Source organism: Paenibacillus spongiae (genome assembly GCF_024734895.1).
Lineage (GTDB): Bacteria > Bacillota > Bacilli > Paenibacillales > Paenibacillaceae > Paenibacillus_Z > Paenibacillus_Z spongiae.
Map to the genome: position 1 here is coordinate 1,389,088 of NZ_CP091430.1, position 15,502 is coordinate 1,404,589.

14 protein-coding genes are annotated in these 15,502 nt (G+C 54.0%); 13 read left to right on the forward strand and 1 reads right to left on the reverse strand.

Translation table 11 applies throughout. The features are described 5' to 3' along the window. The first annotated feature begins 138 nt into the window (after window positions 1-138). The 6 genes from L1F29_RS06320 (at window position 139) to ppnP (ending at window position 7,414) form a co-directional block, all read left to right on the forward strand. Entirely contained in the window at window positions 139-1,266 is a 1,128-nt protein-coding gene (locus tag L1F29_RS06320) for a deoxyribonuclease IV (protein WP_258387491.1), read from the forward strand. A gap of 116 nt (window positions 1,267-1,382) precedes the next feature. Beyond that, on the forward strand, window positions 1,383-2,279 hold the full coding sequence (purU, locus tag L1F29_RS06325) for a formyltetrahydrofolate deformylase (RefSeq protein WP_258387492.1): 897 nt from the start codon (window positions 1,383-1,385) through the stop codon (window positions 2,277-2,279). Between the two features lie 489 nt (window positions 2,280-2,768). Further along, window positions 2,769-3,554 (forward strand): phytanoyl-CoA dioxygenase family protein, encoded by a 786-nt coding sequence (locus L1F29_RS06330; RefSeq protein WP_258387493.1) that lies wholly within the window; start codon window positions 2,769-2,771, stop codon window positions 3,552-3,554. A 55-nt stretch (window positions 3,555-3,609) separates the two neighbouring features. Then, entirely contained in the window at window positions 3,610-4,623 is a 1,014-nt protein-coding gene (locus tag L1F29_RS06335) for a succinylglutamate desuccinylase/aspartoacylase family protein (protein ID WP_258387494.1), read from the forward strand. Between the two features lie 290 nt (window positions 4,624-4,913). Then, on the forward strand, window positions 4,914-6,932 hold the full coding sequence (gene tkt / locus L1F29_RS06340; RefSeq protein WP_258387495.1) for a transketolase: 2,019 nt from the start codon (window positions 4,914-4,916) through the stop codon (window positions 6,930-6,932). Window positions 6,933-7,096: 164 nt separating this feature from the next. Beyond that, window positions 7,097-7,414: a pyrimidine/purine nucleoside phosphorylase gene (gene ppnP, locus L1F29_RS06345; RefSeq protein WP_258387496.1), complete on the forward strand. Its 318-nt coding sequence runs from the start codon at window positions 7,097-7,099 to the stop codon at window positions 7,412-7,414. A 332-nt stretch (window positions 7,415-7,746) separates the two neighbouring features. Here the strand turns inward: ppnP and L1F29_RS06350 are convergent, their stop codons facing one another. Beyond that, window positions 7,747-8,643, reverse strand: a complete 897-nt coding sequence (locus L1F29_RS06350) for an NAD(P)-dependent oxidoreductase (RefSeq protein ID WP_258387497.1) — start codon at window positions 8,641-8,643, stop codon at window positions 7,747-7,749. A 289-nt stretch (window positions 8,644-8,932) separates the two neighbouring features. Between L1F29_RS06350 and L1F29_RS06355 the strand changes: the two genes are divergently transcribed. The 7 genes from L1F29_RS06355 to L1F29_RS06385 all read left to right on the forward strand — a co-directional run bounded on the left by L1F29_RS06355 (window position 8,933) and on the right by L1F29_RS06385 (window position 15,434). After that, window positions 8,933-10,285 (forward strand): glucose-6-phosphate isomerase, encoded by a 1,353-nt coding sequence (locus tag L1F29_RS06355; protein ID WP_258387498.1) that lies wholly within the window; start codon window positions 8,933-8,935, stop codon window positions 10,283-10,285. Between the two features lie 48 nt (window positions 10,286-10,333). Next, window positions 10,334-10,966 carry a YigZ family protein gene (locus tag L1F29_RS06360; RefSeq protein ID WP_258387499.1) on the forward strand — a complete coding sequence of 211 codons (633 nt, stop codon included), beginning with the start codon at window positions 10,334-10,336 and terminating at the stop codon, window positions 10,964-10,966. A gap of 299 nt (window positions 10,967-11,265) precedes the next feature. Continuing rightward, entirely contained in the window at window positions 11,266-12,081 is an 816-nt protein-coding gene (gene cysT, locus L1F29_RS06365) for a sulfate ABC transporter permease subunit CysT (RefSeq protein ID WP_258387500.1), read from the forward strand. Continuing rightward, window positions 12,078-12,875, forward strand: a complete 798-nt coding sequence (locus tag L1F29_RS06370) for a sulfate ABC transporter permease subunit (protein WP_258387501.1) — start codon at window positions 12,078-12,080, stop codon at window positions 12,873-12,875. Before cysT ends, L1F29_RS06370 begins: the two co-directional genes overlap by 4 nt. A gap of 4 nt (window positions 12,876-12,879) precedes the next feature. Further along, window positions 12,880-13,944 (forward strand): sulfate/molybdate ABC transporter ATP-binding protein, encoded by a 1,065-nt coding sequence (locus L1F29_RS06375; protein WP_258387502.1) that lies wholly within the window; start codon window positions 12,880-12,882, stop codon window positions 13,942-13,944. Between the two features lie 130 nt (window positions 13,945-14,074). Next, a complete protein-coding gene (locus L1F29_RS06380) occupies window positions 14,075-15,151 on the forward strand; it encodes a sulfate ABC transporter substrate-binding protein (RefSeq protein ID WP_258387503.1) in 1,077 nt (358 codons plus the stop codon). 16 nt (window positions 15,152-15,167) lie between these two features. Beyond that, window positions 15,168-15,434: a hypothetical protein gene (locus L1F29_RS06385; protein WP_258387504.1), complete on the forward strand. Its 267-nt coding sequence runs from the start codon at window positions 15,168-15,170 to the stop codon at window positions 15,432-15,434. Window positions 15,435-15,502 lie beyond the last annotated feature (68 nt).

A 15,502-nucleotide genomic window follows, 5' to 3' on the forward strand; every position in this document is an offset into this window, starting at 1 on the left:
GGTTGATAGAGCAATTTGAAGGACCTGTATAAGTTGAACGATGTAAGATACAGCGACCGGAAGGACATTCTGCCTTCGCAGCGGGCTGTGCTCAATCAATGGTTTAACTTATATAACAATAGAAAGGAGCGAATTACGTTGCTAAAGATTGGATCTCACGTATCATTCTCTGATAAAGGCTTGTTAACGGCTACTAAAGAGGCTGAATCCTATGGGTCGAGCTCGTTTATGATCTACACGGGAGCTCCGCAAAACACCCGCCGCAAACCAATCGAGGATCTGTTCATCGAAGAAGGGAAGGCGGCCATGCAGGCTGCCGGCATCGATGAGATCGTCGTGCACGCGCCGTATATTGTTAACCTGGGGTCTTACAAGGAAGATACCTTCGAGCTGGCCGTGCGGTTTTTGCAGGAGGAAATCAGACGTACCCATCATATCGGCGTGCGCAATATCGTTCTCCACCCGGGCGCTTATACGGACAAGGATGCGGAGTACGGCATTGCCCGGATCGCCGAGGGGCTGAATGAGGTTCTTGAGGGTACGAAGGAAACAAACGTAAACATCGCACTCGAAACAATGGCCGGCAAAGGAACGGAAATCGGCCGCAGCTTCGAGGAGCTTGCCGCCATCATCGACAAGGTCCGCGATAACGAGCGGCTTACCGTGTGCATGGACACCTGCCATATGCATGATGCCGGATATGATTTGATCGACGACATCGATGGCGTGCTTACAGAGTTTGACCGTATTGTAGGACTTGACCGCGTCGCCGTCGTTCATGTGAATGACAGCAAGAATGCACGCGGAGCTGGAAAAGACAGGCACGCGCCGGTAGGAGCAGGCTGGCTGGGCTACGATGCCATACGCAATATCGTTCACCACGAAGCGCTCCAAGGCCGTCCGTTCATTCTGGAGACGCCGTGGATCGGTCAGAGCGATAAGACGCAGCGTCCGATGTACGAAGCAGAGATCGCTCTGCTTCGCGACGATGCGGCGACCCGTTTTGGCGCTGCGTTCATGGAAGATATCGAGCGGCTTCACCACTTCTTCGGGAAGCAGGATATCGACCATCGGGCTTACGTGCTCTCCACCTGGGATATTCTCAAAACCGACGCAAAAGCCAAGAAAGCCGATCCGCGCGAGCCGATGGACAGGCTGTACGACCTGGTAATCGAAAACCGCCTTTTCCCTGAACTGACGGAAGAGGCTGTCAATCAGCGCATCACCGGGTGGTTTGCAGGAAGAACGATGCTCGTGAACGCCTAACCGCCCATGACATCATCTGCAGTACCCTGCCGTTAACATTGACACATGCTGCCCCTGCAGCGGTTACTTGCTGCAGGGGCGTACTATTATCTCGTAAGGAAGGAAGACTATTATTTATGCAAAGCACGCCTCTTCACCAGCAGCCATCGCAGCGGCCTGACAAACGGAACCGCGCTAGAATGCTTATTTCCTGTCCGGATCGTTCGGGTATCGTGGCTGCTGTATCGCATTTCCTATATGAGCATGGCGCTAATATTATTCAATCCGACCAATATTCCATGGATCCGGGCGGCGGCATGTTCTTTATCCGCTTCGAATTCGATTTGAACGACCTCGAGAAGGAACTGCCCGTGCTTCAAGAGGATTTCGGTCGTGTGGCGGACCGCTTCTCCATGAAGTGGAGCACGTTCCGCGCCAGCCGGAAGAAGAGACTGGCCGTCTTCGTATCCAAAGAAGATCACTGCTTGCTTGAGCTGCTCTGGCAGTGGCAGGCCGGCGACCTCGACGCGGATATTGCCATGGTGATCAGCAATCACCCTGACATGCGCGAGCTTGTCGAATCATTCGGCATCCCGTACCATCATGTTCCGGTTACATCGGATACGAAAGCGGAGGCCGAGAAGAAGCAGCTGGAGCTCGTCTCGGATAAAGCGGATCTGATCGTGCTCGCACGCTACATGCAGATTATTTCGCCGAAATTTATCGAGCAGTTCCCGAACCGGATTATTAACATCCATCATTCGTTCCTTCCCGCATTTGTCGGCGGCAAGCCTTATGCGCAAGCCTACCAGCGCGGTGTGAAGATCATTGGCGCAACGGCGCACTACGTAACAGAAGAACTGGACGGCGGACCGATTATCGAGCAGGACGTTCAGCGTGTCAGTCATCGCGACAACGTCGACGATCTGAAGCGCATTGGCCGGACAATCGAGCGTGTCGTTCTTGCCCGCGCAGTGAAGTGGCATGCAGAAGACCGGATCCTTGTTCATAATAACAAGACGGTCGTGTTTTAAATCCATATTAGCTGCGAAGACGTGTCGGAGGGGAAACCTGGCCGGCGCGTCTTTTTTTGATGGGCGAATGGGGGAAACGATGATCAAAACATGCATATAACAGACCTGTCGATGCGATTTGATGCAATTTGATGCAGGTGCGTTCTGGAATGCTTGACGGTGGAGATGAAATTCAAAACTATTCATCAGGTTTAGCGTCCTCGATAGGTTCAGCCGAGTCCAATAGAAATTTAGCCATAAACATATATTGCTATTTATTCCTTTTTTGTTATGATCGTATCACGGAATAATGGAATCGCAAGATGAAACGGCTTTTCGCCGAACTAAAGAAGGGAGCGGTGTGAATCCTCGATTAATATCGATGCGGATAGCGGGAACGAAATCGATGCAATAAGGAAGCGCTATCATTATTATCACTACTCGCCGTATGCCGGCGGTTTTGCAATCTCGTTCGGGTAGAATTTCCGGAAAAATGAAAGGGGTGCAGCTATGATTTCCGCGGCTGATAAGGAGCAGTATTATGAACAGGGCTACCTCATTGTTCGGCAGCTGTATAATGCAGATCAGGTAGAGACGATCAAGCAGGGCATTCAGAAAATCATCGATCGCGCTCAATCGGGAGAAGGCATCGACGTTCCCTGGATCAACAAGGAGAAGGGCATCGTGAATCGCATCGGCAATATGCTAAGTCCGGCTTACTTTCAACAGGAGCTCGCGGATTCGTTAGAACACTCCAATATTATCGAGATTATTGAACGTATACTGGAACAGCCGATCCGCTACAGTCTTTTCGGAATGCTTGCAAGCGGTGACGGACAAGGCTATGTGCAAAATTGGCATCGGGATCTCGTTCCGCTGAATAGCCCCTCCGAAGTAACGGATTTGCTGCGCGATGCAAGAGACTTATGCCAGATGAACGCGGCGCTCTTCCATGATCGCTATTTGACTATAGTGCCGGGAAGCCATCTGCGGAAGCTGACGGAGGAGCAGAACGAGGCGTTGCGGCAAAATCCAAGCGGGTCCGTGCCCGGCGAGCTCGTCGTGGAGCTCGAAGCGGGCGACGCCGTATTTTACTATCCGAACATTCTCCATAGGGGCTACAACCCGGAAGGGCATTTCCGCTGGACGCTGCATCATGCTTTTCGCGTCGCCGCTTCCCCTCATCGTGAATATGAAGGTCAGCGGGAATGGATGAGCGGGATCGATATGGAAAGGTTCGGACCGCGCGTTGAGGCACTGCTTGCGCGATTCTCCAGAGCAATGGGCCGGAGTTGAGAGGCTAAAGCTTACGGAAGAAGCAAGGGATTGAATGAGAGGAGGAGGGAACGGATTGATTCTGGATGTTACCCCTGTATCGAAGCTGGATTGGGACCAGCCCGGGAAGCGAACCTATCATGTTCCGTTTACGAGCGACGGTAACTGGGCGCGCGTGCGCGTACCGCTTTGCGTCATCTGCGGCGAAAAACCGGGCAAGACGCTGACCGTCATCGGAGGGACGCACGGCAATGAATACGAAGGGCCGATTGCAGCGAAGAAGTTGATCGCGTCATTGGATTATAAGGAGCTGAGCGGCAGGGTCATTATTATTCCGGTGTTGAATGTGCCCGCCTTCCAGGCAGGACGGAGAGAATCGCCACTGGACGGAGGGAACATGAACCGGGCTTTCCCGGGCGATGCCAAGGGAACCATTACCTCGCGTATTGCCAGGTTCGTTACCGACGAGGTGCTGACGCGGTCCGATATCGTGATCGATATTCATTCGGCTGGCAGAGAGCTGGAGACGATTCGCTGCACAAGCTTTCATCAGATTGCCGATCCCACCCTCTTCAAAGCGTCCGTGGAAACGGCATTTGCCTTCGGCACACCGTTCACGATGATCTACACCAGCGATATGGGGTCGGGCCTGTTGACGGAAGAAGCGGAGAAGATGGGTAAAATTACGATCGGCACCGAGCTTGGCTACGGCGAGTCGGCCGATCTGGACGGCGTAAGATGGGGTTACGAGGGGCTATACAATGTTTTGAAGCTTCACGGCATGCTGGCAGGGGAAAGGGTGTCCCTACTGCCCAGCGGATGGGAGCGAACTTTACTGGTTGCGAATACGGATATCGACCGTTGGGTGACCGCACCGGTTTCCGGCATTTCCGAGCCGCTTGTGCCGATCGGGGCGTTCGTACGCAAAGGGGATCCGGTCACATGTATTCACAACTTCGAGGATATTACAGGATCCGGCTGCATCATTAGGGCGGACCGGGACGGGTATGTGCTGGCGCGGCAATTCCGGGCGGAAACCGCGCAAGGCAATGTCGTGATGGTAATTGCCGAAGAGGTTCCGCTTCCGTAATCGAAAGCTGCTGCTTGTCATAGCATTAACATCGAGGACTACCGTCCAGCATGCGGGTAGTCCTCGCTTTTTTATGGCATACTTAAGAACGGATTCTGCATCGGCGATCGTCTTCCGGGGCGTAACGACCGGCGTTTCTGACGCTAGGCGCGTAAACCGCCATTAAGCGGCATAATTTTTTGTTACCTGTGGAAATGCGACATCGCTAATGGTACAATATTTCAAAGCCAATGCGTGATGCGCGTGCTACATACAAGGATCAGAAGTAAGGAATAGGAGGAGTTCTCGCAATGACAGTTACGCAAAAATCCATCGATCAGCTCTCTATTGATACGATTCGGACACTAGCGATCGATTCGATCGATAAAGCGAATTCCGGACACCCTGGTATGCCGATGGGTGCCGCCCCAATGGGTTATCAATTATTCACGAAAAGCATGAAGCATAACCCTTCGAACCCAAGCTGGATTAACCGCGACCGGTTCGTCTTGTCGGCCGGCCACGGCTCCATGCTGCTATACAGCCTGCTGCACCTTACAGGCTACGATCTGCCGATAGAAGAGCTGCAAAACTTCCGTCAGTGGGGCTCCAAAACGCCAGGCCATCCGGAGTTTGGACATACTGCCGGCGTTGACGCTACCACAGGCCCGCTGGGTCAAGGCGTTGCTATGTCAGTCGGCATGGCGATGGCAGAAGCTCAGCTTGGCGCGACATATAATAAAGAAGGCATGAACGTAATCGATCATTATACGTACGCGATTTGCGGCGATGGGGATTTGATGGAGGGCGTGTCCAACGAGGCGGCTTCACTCGCGGCACACTTGAAGCTCGGCAAGCTTGTGGTGCTGTATGATTCCAACGATATCTCGCTTGACGGCGAACTGAATCTGTCGTTCTCCGAGAATGTACAGGCCCGTTTTGAAGCTTATGGCTGGCAAGTACTCCGCGTCGAAGACGGCAACGATCTGGACGCCCTCGCCAAGGCGGTTGCAGCTGCACAAGCGGAGATCTCCAAACCGACATTGATCGAAGTCAAGACGGTCATCGGATACGGCAGCCCGAACAAGGGCGGCAAGGGCGGACATGGCGGAACGCACGGCAGCCCGCTTGGTGCAGAAGAAACGAAGCTGACGAAGGAGTTCTATGGCTGGGAGCATGAAGAGGGTTTCCATGTGCCTGCCGAGGTTAGAGCTCATTTTGCAGAAGTGAAAGCAAAAGGCGAGAAAGCGAATGCGGACTGGAATGCCATGCTTGCTTCTTACAAATCCGCGCATCCGGAGCTTGCAGCGCAATTCGAAGCGGCTGTAAGCGGCCAATTGCCGGAAGGCTGGGATCGCGATCTGCCGGTTTACACGGCTGAGGATAAGGCTGTTTCGACGCGTGTTGCGTCCGGCAATGCATTGAACGGTCTGGCGAAGAACGTCCCTAGCCTTGTCGGCGGTTCGGCTGACCTGGAAAGCTCGACAATGACGCATCTTAAAGGTCTGCCAGTATTTAAACCGGGCAGCTATGAAGGCCGTAACATCTACTTCGGCGTCCGTGAATTCGGCATGGCCTGCGCGATGAACGGCATTAGCTTGCACGGCGGCTTGCGCGTCTTCGGCGGAACGTTCTTCGTCTTCACGGATTACCTCCGTCCTGCGGTTCGTCTGTCCGCACTGATGAAGCAGCCGGTAGTCTACGTCCTGACGCATGACAGCATCGCCGTTGGCGAAGACGGCCCGACGCATGAGCCGATCGAACAGCTGGCATCGCTGCGCATCATTCCGGATCTGACGGTTATCCGTCCTGCGGATGCGAATGAAACTTCGGCCGCATGGGCATTTGCCCTGGAGAATCAGAGCAAGCCGGTTGCGCTCGTATTGACGCGCCAGAACCTGCCAATTCTCGAAGGCGCCGTCGCGAACTCCCGCGAAGGCATCAAGAAAGGCGCTTATGTCGTATCGGACGCGGCTGACGGCAAACCGCAAGCGCAAATCATTGCGACCGGTTCCGAGGTACAGCTGGCTGTTGCGGCTCAGCAAGCACTTGCTGCCGAAGGCATCCAAGTGCGCGTCATCAGCATGCCAAGCTGGGATCTGTTCGAGCAGCAGCCGCAATCCTATAAAGATTCAGTATTGCTGCCTGACGTGAAAGCGCGTCTTGCTGTCGAGATGGCTTCGCCATTCGGCTGGGAGCGCTACGTTGGCGAGAAGGGCGCGATTCTTGGAATCAGCACGTTCGGGGCTTCGGCTAAGGGCGATCGCGTGATTCAGGAATACGGCTTTACAGTCGACAATGTCGTCAGCAAAGTCAAAGCGCTTCTGTAGCAGCAGTCAAGGATAGCAACGCGGGGCTTGCAAGCCGCTTTCGAGCGGCTTCCTGCCTCGCTTTGTTGTTGGATTGAAGATGGAACCCAGGAAAGCATGGCACACTGCTCCGCTTCATCTATTGCAATTATCAAATCCCATAATAAAGGAGAAGTCGATCCTCGATGTCCCAATTTGATCAAGTATCGGTCGTGAAGAAAGCTAACATTTATTTTGACGGCAAAGTGACCAGCCGTACCGTTCTGTTCGCAGACGGCACGAAAAAAACGCTCGGCATCATGATGCCGGGCGAATATGAATTCGGTACGGATGAGAAAGAAATTATGGAAATTCTCGCAGGCGACTTGAAGGTGCTCTTGCCGGGAGAGGCTGAGTGGATTACGATTTCCGGCGAAGGCGAATTTACCGTACCGGCTAACTCGAAGTTCAAGCTGCAGATTGCAACAGTAACCGACTATTGCTGCTCTTACGTGAAGGAGTAACCTGCCCGCTCCCTATAAAAGAACAAAGGCTGCTTTACGCTGTAACCCGGAAAGGGTGGCGTAGAGCAGCCTTTTTTGTTGAGGAGAGCAGCCCGCTGCCGCAAGGCCGAAAAAGGGCGTTACAGCCTGTCCAGCCTCAGCCGCGGCTTGCCGTAACGCCCTTTTTTACCGTTACGGAGCTCGAGCCGGCAGTCGTCAGCAGAATTCTGCTGCCGTAAGGCCGAAAAAGGGCGTTACAGCCTGTCCAGCCTCATCCGCGGCTTGCTGTAGCGCCCTTTTTTACCGTTACTGCAAGCTGCGCTCAAGAGGCACATAGCCATGTACCACTTCACCTACAGCTTCGGCCCGTTGAGCTGTTTACCGATCCATTCCTCATAGCATTGGCCCAGAGCGGACACATCGAGCTCGCCGAGTCCTTTGGACTCGCCCATTTGAAAGAGGCTTTTCGCCGCTTCCAGCATAGGCGTAGGCGTCTTGAGACTGTCTGAAAGCACCGAGGAAAGTCGTAAATCCTTCAGCATGAGCTCAAGCGAGAATTGGACGCTGAAATCGCGGCCCAGCAACTTGGGTGTTTTGAGCTCCGCCATTTTGCTGGCAGCCCCGCCGGAATTAACGAGTTCCAGGAAAGCGGACGGATCGATTCCGCCGCTTGTGGCGATCGCCAAGCCTTCGACAAAGGCTGCTATATTGATGCCGACAATGGTATTATGGGCCAGCTTGGCCGTAGCGCCGCTGCCGCTTGGTCCCATGTAGATGATATTACGGCCCATGGCAAGCAGCGGCTCCTTTATTTTGTCCACAACCGCCTCATCGCCGCCGATCATAAATACAAGCGTACCGCTCTCCGCCGCCGGCTTGCTGCCCGTTACGGGCGCATCGAGAAATTTAGCTTGCTTCGAAGCCGCATCTTCTGCGAGCTGTTTGGCGAGCGAAGGCGAGATTGTGCTGCTGTCCATGACGACCGTTCCGGGCTTCACTGCGCCCAGAATGCCGTTGTCTCCATAGTAGACTTCCTGAATGGCATTATCGTTGCTTATCATAGTTATGACGAGATCAGCGTCGCGCGTTACTTCCGCAGGAGTGGCGGCAGAGGCTGCTCCAAGCCCGGTGAGCTCGGCAGCTTTGCCGGGTGTCCGATTAAATACGGTAACCGGGAAGCCTTTGCGCAATAAATTGGCGGCCATAGGTGAGCCCATCGTTCCGAGTCCGATAAATCCAATTTTAATCATCATTTCATCTCCCGTTCTCGAAAATAGGTTCTTCCCCATTCTAACATAACCGCCAGCAGGGATGAACGAGGACCGTCATTCGCTTGTTTTTAAATAAGAAATCCATTATTCTAATGCTATGCCAAAAGGGGACAACCTGCAGGGCACCTTCGTGCCAAAGCAGGTGTCTCTACGCTAACCTGATCAGGTTTCATCTTGTTGTCCGGGCAGAAGCTTACGAAGCGAGTTTTGTTCCAATGCTCCTTCGGCAGCATGATTCCCACAAAACTTTTAGGAGGTTTCATCGTTCATGAGTAAAGCAGTACAGTTTGATTATAGCAAAGCGCTGACGTTCGTTGGCAAACACGAAGTCGATTATTTTGCCGAGCAGGTCCGCGTTGCGCATGACCAGCTCCATAACGGGACCGGAGCGGGCGCAGACTTCCTGGGCTGGATCGACCTTCCGAAGAACTACGATAAAGAAGAATTCGCACGCATCCAGCAAGCGGCTGCAAAAATTCAGTCCGACTCCGAGGTGCTAATCGTTATCGGAATCGGGGGCTCTTACCTTGGAGCTCGCGCCGCGATCGAGATGCTCTCGCATTCGTTCTATAACATTCAACCGGCAGACCAGCGCAAGACGCCGCAGGTTCTGTTCGCCGGCAACAATATCAGCTCTACATACGTCACGCACCTGATGCAGCTGCTGGAAGGCCGCAATTGGTCGATCAACGTCATCTCCAAATCCGGCACGACGACAGAGCCAGCCATTGCATTCCGCATTTTCCGCGAAGCGCTGGAAGCGAAATACGGAAAAGAAGAAGCGCGCAAGCGCATCTACGCGACGACGGACCGCGAGAAGGGTGCGCTCAAGAAGCTCTCGATGGAAGAAGGCTACGAATCGTTCGTGATCCCGGATGACGTAGGCGGACGCTATTCGGTCCTGACTGCCGTTGGCTTGCTGCCGATTGCCGTAGCCGGCATCGACATTGAAGCGATGATGAAAGGCGCAGCCGACGCTTCCAAGGAGTACGGCAGCCCGAATCTGGCGGAGAACGGCGCATACCAGTACGCTGCGGTCCGCAACGCGCTGTACCGCAAAGGCAAGACGACGGAAATTCTCGTCAACTACGAGCCGTCGCTTCATTATGTATCGGAATGGTGGAAGCAGCTGTACGGCGAGAGCGAAGGCAAAGATTTCAAAGGGATCTTCCCGGCGGCAGTCGATTTCTCGACGGACCTTCACTCGATGGGGCAGTTCATCCAAGAAGGGAACCGGAACATCTTCGAAACGGTCATTCAAGTGGGCAATGTGTCCGAGCATCTGACGATCGGTCATGACGAGGATAATCTGGACGGCTTGAACTTCTTGACGGGCAAAACAATGGATTTTGTCAACAAGAAGGCATTCGAAGGAACGCTTCTGGCGCATACGGACGGCCAAGTGCCGAACCTCATCGTCAACATTGAGGATATGACGCCGTATACGTTCGGCTATTTGGTCTATTTCTTCGAGAAGGCTTGCGGAATCAGCGGTTACCTGCTGGGCGTTGATCCATTCGACCAACCGGGCGTCGAGGCGTACAAACGCAACATGTTCGCGCTTCTTGGCAAACCGGGTTACGAGAAAGAGAAAGCCGAGCTTGAAGCTCGGTTGAAATAGCGCGCAGGTCCAAAGGGACCGTAACGCAGAACCGGCGGTAACGCGACAATGCTGGATAAGTATAAGACAGTTCGGCAGCAGGCGAGCAAAGAAATCGTCATCAAGAAATCCCGTTTCATCGGGTACGGCAAGCCGGTCGATTCCGAGGAAGAAGCGGTTGCCTTTATCGAGGAGATCAAGAAGCAGAATTGGAACGCCACCCATAACTGCTCGGCATATATTATCGGCGAACGGGATGAATACCAGAAGCAGTCCGACGACGGCGAACCGAGCGGCACAGCAGGCAAGCCGATGCTGGAGGTTCTGAAGCATCAAGGAGTCAAGAATGTCGTCATCGTCGTGACGCGGTATTTCGGCGGCATTATGCTGGGTGCCGGAGGCTTGATCCGAGCCTATACGGACGGCGCGGTCGCCGCGCTAGAAGCCGCCGAGGTCATCGTGAAGGTACTTCATCGCGAGGTGATCGTCGAAGTCGATTACACCTGGTACGGCAAGCTGGAGAACGAGTTTCATGCGCGCGGCGTCCGCGTGGGCGGAACGGAGTTCACCGACCGCGTTGTTATCACCTGCTTGCCGGAAGTAACGGAAGCCGATCCGTTCATCGCTTGGATAACGGACCTCACCCAAGGGCAGGCGGTCATCTCGACCGGCGAAGACAAGTATTATATTGAAAATGAATAACGATGCATGTGTGAGCCGCGCGGATGCGGCGCCCTTACCCACAATAACCGCCAGATACCTTATCCGGCGGTTATTGTTTTATATAGTAATGTAAACGGTTGCGTTTCCAAAGGTGATCATTCGAATGCTGCAGCAGCTTGGTCTATCAGGAGCAGCTATCGCTCCCATCAAATTTACTGATTTTTTCGTTGACGGGACATCCTGGATTCGGATATATTATTAATACCTAGTAAGCTCATTGGAATAAACGGACACATTGTACGCGATTCCAACAGGAAAGCGTCAGGAGGTAAGCAGGATTGAATGCATTATTTCGCGGCCGTTGGTGGAGCTTCGGCTTCCGGACTACCATCATGCTTTATTTCATTATACTTATCGTCCTTCCGATCATCGGGATTTACGCGCAATCCTTCGAGCTCGGCTGGCAGCCGTTCTGGAACAGCGTCAGCGATCCGCTCGCATGGAAGGCCGTTCTTCTGACGATCAGGCTCTCGGTTATCGCAACGTTGATCAATGTTCTTCTCGGAACGATGATCGGGTGGGTATTGATTCGCTACCGGTTTCCGGGCAGGCGGCTCTTGAACAGTCTTGTCGACCTGCCCTTTGCTCTGCCGACCGCGGTCGGCGGTCTGATGATTCTGCTGCTGCTCGGTCCGAACAGCTTTGCCGGAGGAATTGCCGGGAAGTTTGGCATTGAAATCGTGTTTCATGAACCGGCTATTGTCATCGCGATGGTGTTTGTCACCTTTCCTTTCGTCATTCGCGCGGTGCAGCCGCTGCTGGAGGAGCTCGACAAATCGGAGGAAGAAGCTTCGTATACGCTTGGCGCTTCGAAGTCGCACACCTTCTTCAAGGTCATCTTCCCGTCCATGCTTCCCGGAATATTAAGCGGGGCTATGCTGGCATTCTCCAGAGCGCTCGCGGAATTTGGCGCCGTGGTGCTCGTTGCCGGCAACATTCCGGGAAAGACGCTGATTGCATCGGTATATATCTTCGGGGAGATCGAAAGCGATAATCCGCAAGGCGCAGCGGCCGTCTCCGTTATGCTGCTGACGCTATCGTTCATCATATTGTGGGCCGTCAACCTCATCCAGACGAGGAGGCTCGGCAAATGAGAAAGCTATGGATTACCTTGACCTACATGGTCTTTATTCTGCTTCTTATCGTTCCGATCGTCAAAATTTTCACCGGTGCCTGGCAGGAAGGCTGGAGCGGCTTTATCGAGGCTCTCGGCCGCAAGCAATCGCTTCATGCGCTCATGATGACCGGATTGATTGTCGTCATAGTAACGGCGATCAACACGGTGTTTGGCGTCATGCTCGCGCTGTACCTCGTCCGGGCGACATGGCTTGGCAAGCGGCTCAAGCAGCTATTGAACAGCATCGTCGACCTGCCTTTCGCCGTATCGCCGGTTATCGGCGGCCTGATGATTGTGCTGCTGCTGGGACCCAGCTCGATTATGGGCGCTTTCTTCGAAGATATCGGATTCAAGGTCGTATACGCTCTGCCCGGCATGGTGCTGGCCACGCTGTTCGTGACGTTCCCGCTTATGGTGCGCGAGGTGATGCCGCTGCTGCAGGAAATCGGCTCCCAGCAGGAGGAGGCGGCTTCGACGTTAGGCGCTTATTCTTGGTACACGTTCTGGTATGTGACCTGGCCTTCGATTCGTTGGGGCGTCATCTATGGCATCGTATTAACCGTAGCCCGTTCGTTAGGCGAATTCGGAGCTGTTCTCGTCGTGTCCGGCAATATCATGAACAAAACACAGACCGCCACAACGCTCGTTTATCAAGATGTCGAGAATTTCAACGTCACGGCGGCAAACGGCGTTGCTCTTGTGCTGGCGGCCTTCTCGGTCGGCTTGCTGCTGATCATGGAATGGGCCAAGAAGCGAAAGGAAGTGCACTAGACGTATGCATATCGAGGTAAACGGATTAAATAAGCAGTTCGGCGACTTTCATGCGGTACGCGATGTCAGCTTCGAAATCGAGAGAGGACATCTGATCGGCCTGCTGGGCCCAAGCGGCGGCGGCAAAACGTCGATTCTCCGCATGCTGGCCGGACTGGAATCCCCGACATCGGGCGATATCCTTTTCCACGGCAAGCGTGTCAACGATCTGCCTCCGCAGGAGCGGGGCATCGGCTTCGTCTTTCAGAACTACGCGTTATTTAAGCATATGACGGTATACGATAATGTGGCATTCGGCTTGAAGGTGAAGAAGCAGCCGAAGGACCAGATCCGCGAGCGTGTCATGGCATTGGTGGAGCTCACGGGGCTTAAGGGCTTCGAGCACCGTTACCCGCATCAGCTGTCGGGCGGGCAGAGGCAGCGTGTCGCCTTCGCCCGGGCGCTTGCGCCGGAGCCGCAGCTGCTTCTGCTCGACGAGCCTTTCGCAGCCATCGATGCGAAGATCCGGAGCGAGCTTCGGACATGGCTGAAAGAAATGATCGAGCGCCTGGGCATTACATCGATCTTCGTGACGCATGATCAGGATGAGGCCATCGAGGTAGCCGATGAGATCATGATTATCAATAAAGGCCGTCTCGAGCAGAAAGGCTCGCCATGGGACATATATAAAAACCCGCAAACGCAATTCGTTGCGAGCTTCATCGGCGAATCGACCATCGTGGAGCGCGTGGAACGGTTGAAGGGCTTCGAGGATGCCGAGAACTGGCCGGGTACGCAGGCGCTTATCCGTCCGGAATATATCGAGATCGGCAAACGCGGCGAATTCAAGCTGCCTTCCGCGACGGTACAGGGCAAGGTGAAGCATCTTCACTTTAGAGGAAGCGAGTGGATGGTCGAGGTCGTCGTTGACGACATCAAGCTGATTACGTACCGCTCCCTTGAGAAGGATGTGCTGCAGCCTGGCGACGAAGTGAGCGTCCTCATTCACAGGGCCTACCTGTTCAACGATAATGACAGCTGGGTAATGGAGAACACCTTGAAAGAAGATCCGATGCCGATTTATATTTAAGCTTATAGAATGTACATGTTTCACAACGTACACATTCCTATAAGGTCTAAGGGAAGAAACTAACTTCGACGCTAAGGATGGCACGAGACGTTTCTTCTTGACTTCTGTTAAAGAAAGCGTTGTGTGTGATATGAGATCGATTCAACATGGATGGCGGCTGGCCGGTATGGCGCTCCTTTCTCTGATCCTGCTTGTCATGGTAGCCTGCAGCAAGGATAGCGGGCCAAGCGGCGGCAGCGGCACGGAGGGTCAGGCGGAGGGTTCGAAGGATCAGGTCACGCTGGTGATCGGCGCTTATTCAGTTGCCAAGGACGCGTTCGCCGAGCTGCTGCCGATGTTTCAAGCGAAGTGGAAGGCGGAGACCGGGCAAAGGATCGTCTTCCAGGAATCGTATGAAGCGTCGGGGACGCAAGCAAGGGCGATTGCAGGCGGCTTTGAAGCGGATGTTGCGGTGCTGGCGATGGAAGGCGATATCGACAAAATCCAGAAAGCCGGCTTCATTACGCATGATTGGCGGCAGGCGCCCCATAAAGGGATGATTACCCGTTCGATCGTCGTCATGGGTACGCGTGAAGGAAATCCGAAGCAAATACAAGGCTGGGACGACTTGACGCGCAAAGGAATCAAGGTGCTGTACCCGAATCCGAAGACATCCGGCGGTGCCCAGTGGGATATCAATGCGATATATGGCGCAGGATTGAAGCTCTCGGAAACGAAGACGGGGAAGAAGGATCCCGCATTCGCGAAAGCGTTCCTGAAGCAGGTGCATGAGAATGTCGAGTCGCTTGACAAGAGCGGCCGCGCATCGATGGCCGCCTTCGAGTACGGGGTCGGAGATGTGATCATCACCTATGAGAATGAGCTGCTGGCAAGGATAAAACAGGGCATCCGGTATGATATCGTCGTTCCGGAGACAACGATTCTGATCGAGAACCCTGCCGCAGTCGTGGATGTCAATGCCGATAAGCACGGTACGCGAGAGGTCGCGGAGGCATTCGTCGCATTTATTCGCAGCGCGGAAGCCCAGCGAATCTTCGCGGCGTACGGCTTCAGGCCCGTAGATCAGGCCGTAAGCGATGAGGTGGGCGACAAGTTCGTAACGCCCGCGGGTCTGTTCGATATCGATTATCTTGGCGGCTGGGACGAGGTGCGGGACAGTCTGTATTCGGCTAAGGGAATCTGGTATCAAGTGTTGGCTGATCTATAGCATAAGCTCTGACGGAATGGATAGCCATTCCGTCAGAGCTTATTTTCGTGTCGGTGAAACCAATCGCTGCCACCATTCGCACGGCGAGACTCATCTTTCACATGATCTGCACAAGGTTCTCGTACATCAAAGCAGGATTGTGAAGGCAGCGGAGTCTAACTATTACGGCGTCTACCCGACGGCTAGCATCGGGGAAGACGACGGTCACGTTATGATGCTGGATAACGAGAACATCCGCTGGGTCCATTCGGACGGAACGGAAAACCAAGGCGCTCAACCTTGAAGAAGAAATTTGCGCTGGAAGAGCCGTTCACCGTCGAATACATCGACCAGGAGGTCATGCTGTTCCGC

What these genes read in the sequence shown, in the direction of transcription:
- purU (WP_258387492.1), top strand. Translation starts at nt 1,383, where the DNA reads ATGCAAAGCACGCCTCTTCACCAGCAGCCATCGCAGCGGCCTGACAAA.
- L1F29_RS06330 (WP_258387493.1), top strand. Translation starts at nt 2,769, where the DNA reads ATGATTTCCGCGGCTGATAAGGAGCAGTATTATGAACAGGGCTACCTC.
- tkt (WP_258387495.1), top strand. Translation starts at nt 4,914, where the DNA reads ATGACAGTTACGCAAAAATCCATCGATCAGCTCTCTATTGATACGATT.
- ppnP (WP_258387496.1), top strand. Translation starts at nt 7,097, where the DNA reads ATGTCCCAATTTGATCAAGTATCGGTCGTGAAGAAAGCTAACATTTAT.
- L1F29_RS06350 (WP_258387497.1), bottom strand. Translation starts at nt 8,643, where the DNA reads ATGATTAAAATTGGATTTATCGGACTCGGAACGATGGGCTCACCTATG.
- L1F29_RS06355 (WP_258387498.1), top strand. Translation starts at nt 8,933, where the DNA reads ATGAGTAAAGCAGTACAGTTTGATTATAGCAAAGCGCTGACGTTCGTT.
- L1F29_RS06360 (WP_258387499.1), top strand. Translation starts at nt 10,334, where the DNA reads ATGCTGGATAAGTATAAGACAGTTCGGCAGCAGGCGAGCAAAGAAATC.
- L1F29_RS06370 (WP_258387501.1), top strand. Translation starts at nt 12,078, where the DNA reads ATGAGAAAGCTATGGATTACCTTGACCTACATGGTCTTTATTCTGCTT.
- L1F29_RS06375 (WP_258387502.1), top strand. Translation starts at nt 12,880, where the DNA reads ATGCATATCGAGGTAAACGGATTAAATAAGCAGTTCGGCGACTTTCAT.
- L1F29_RS06380 (WP_258387503.1), top strand. Translation starts at nt 14,075, where the DNA reads ATGAGATCGATTCAACATGGATGGCGGCTGGCCGGTATGGCGCTCCTT.
- L1F29_RS06385 (WP_258387504.1), top strand. Translation starts at nt 15,168, where the DNA reads ATGGATAGCCATTCCGTCAGAGCTTATTTTCGTGTCGGTGAAACCAAT.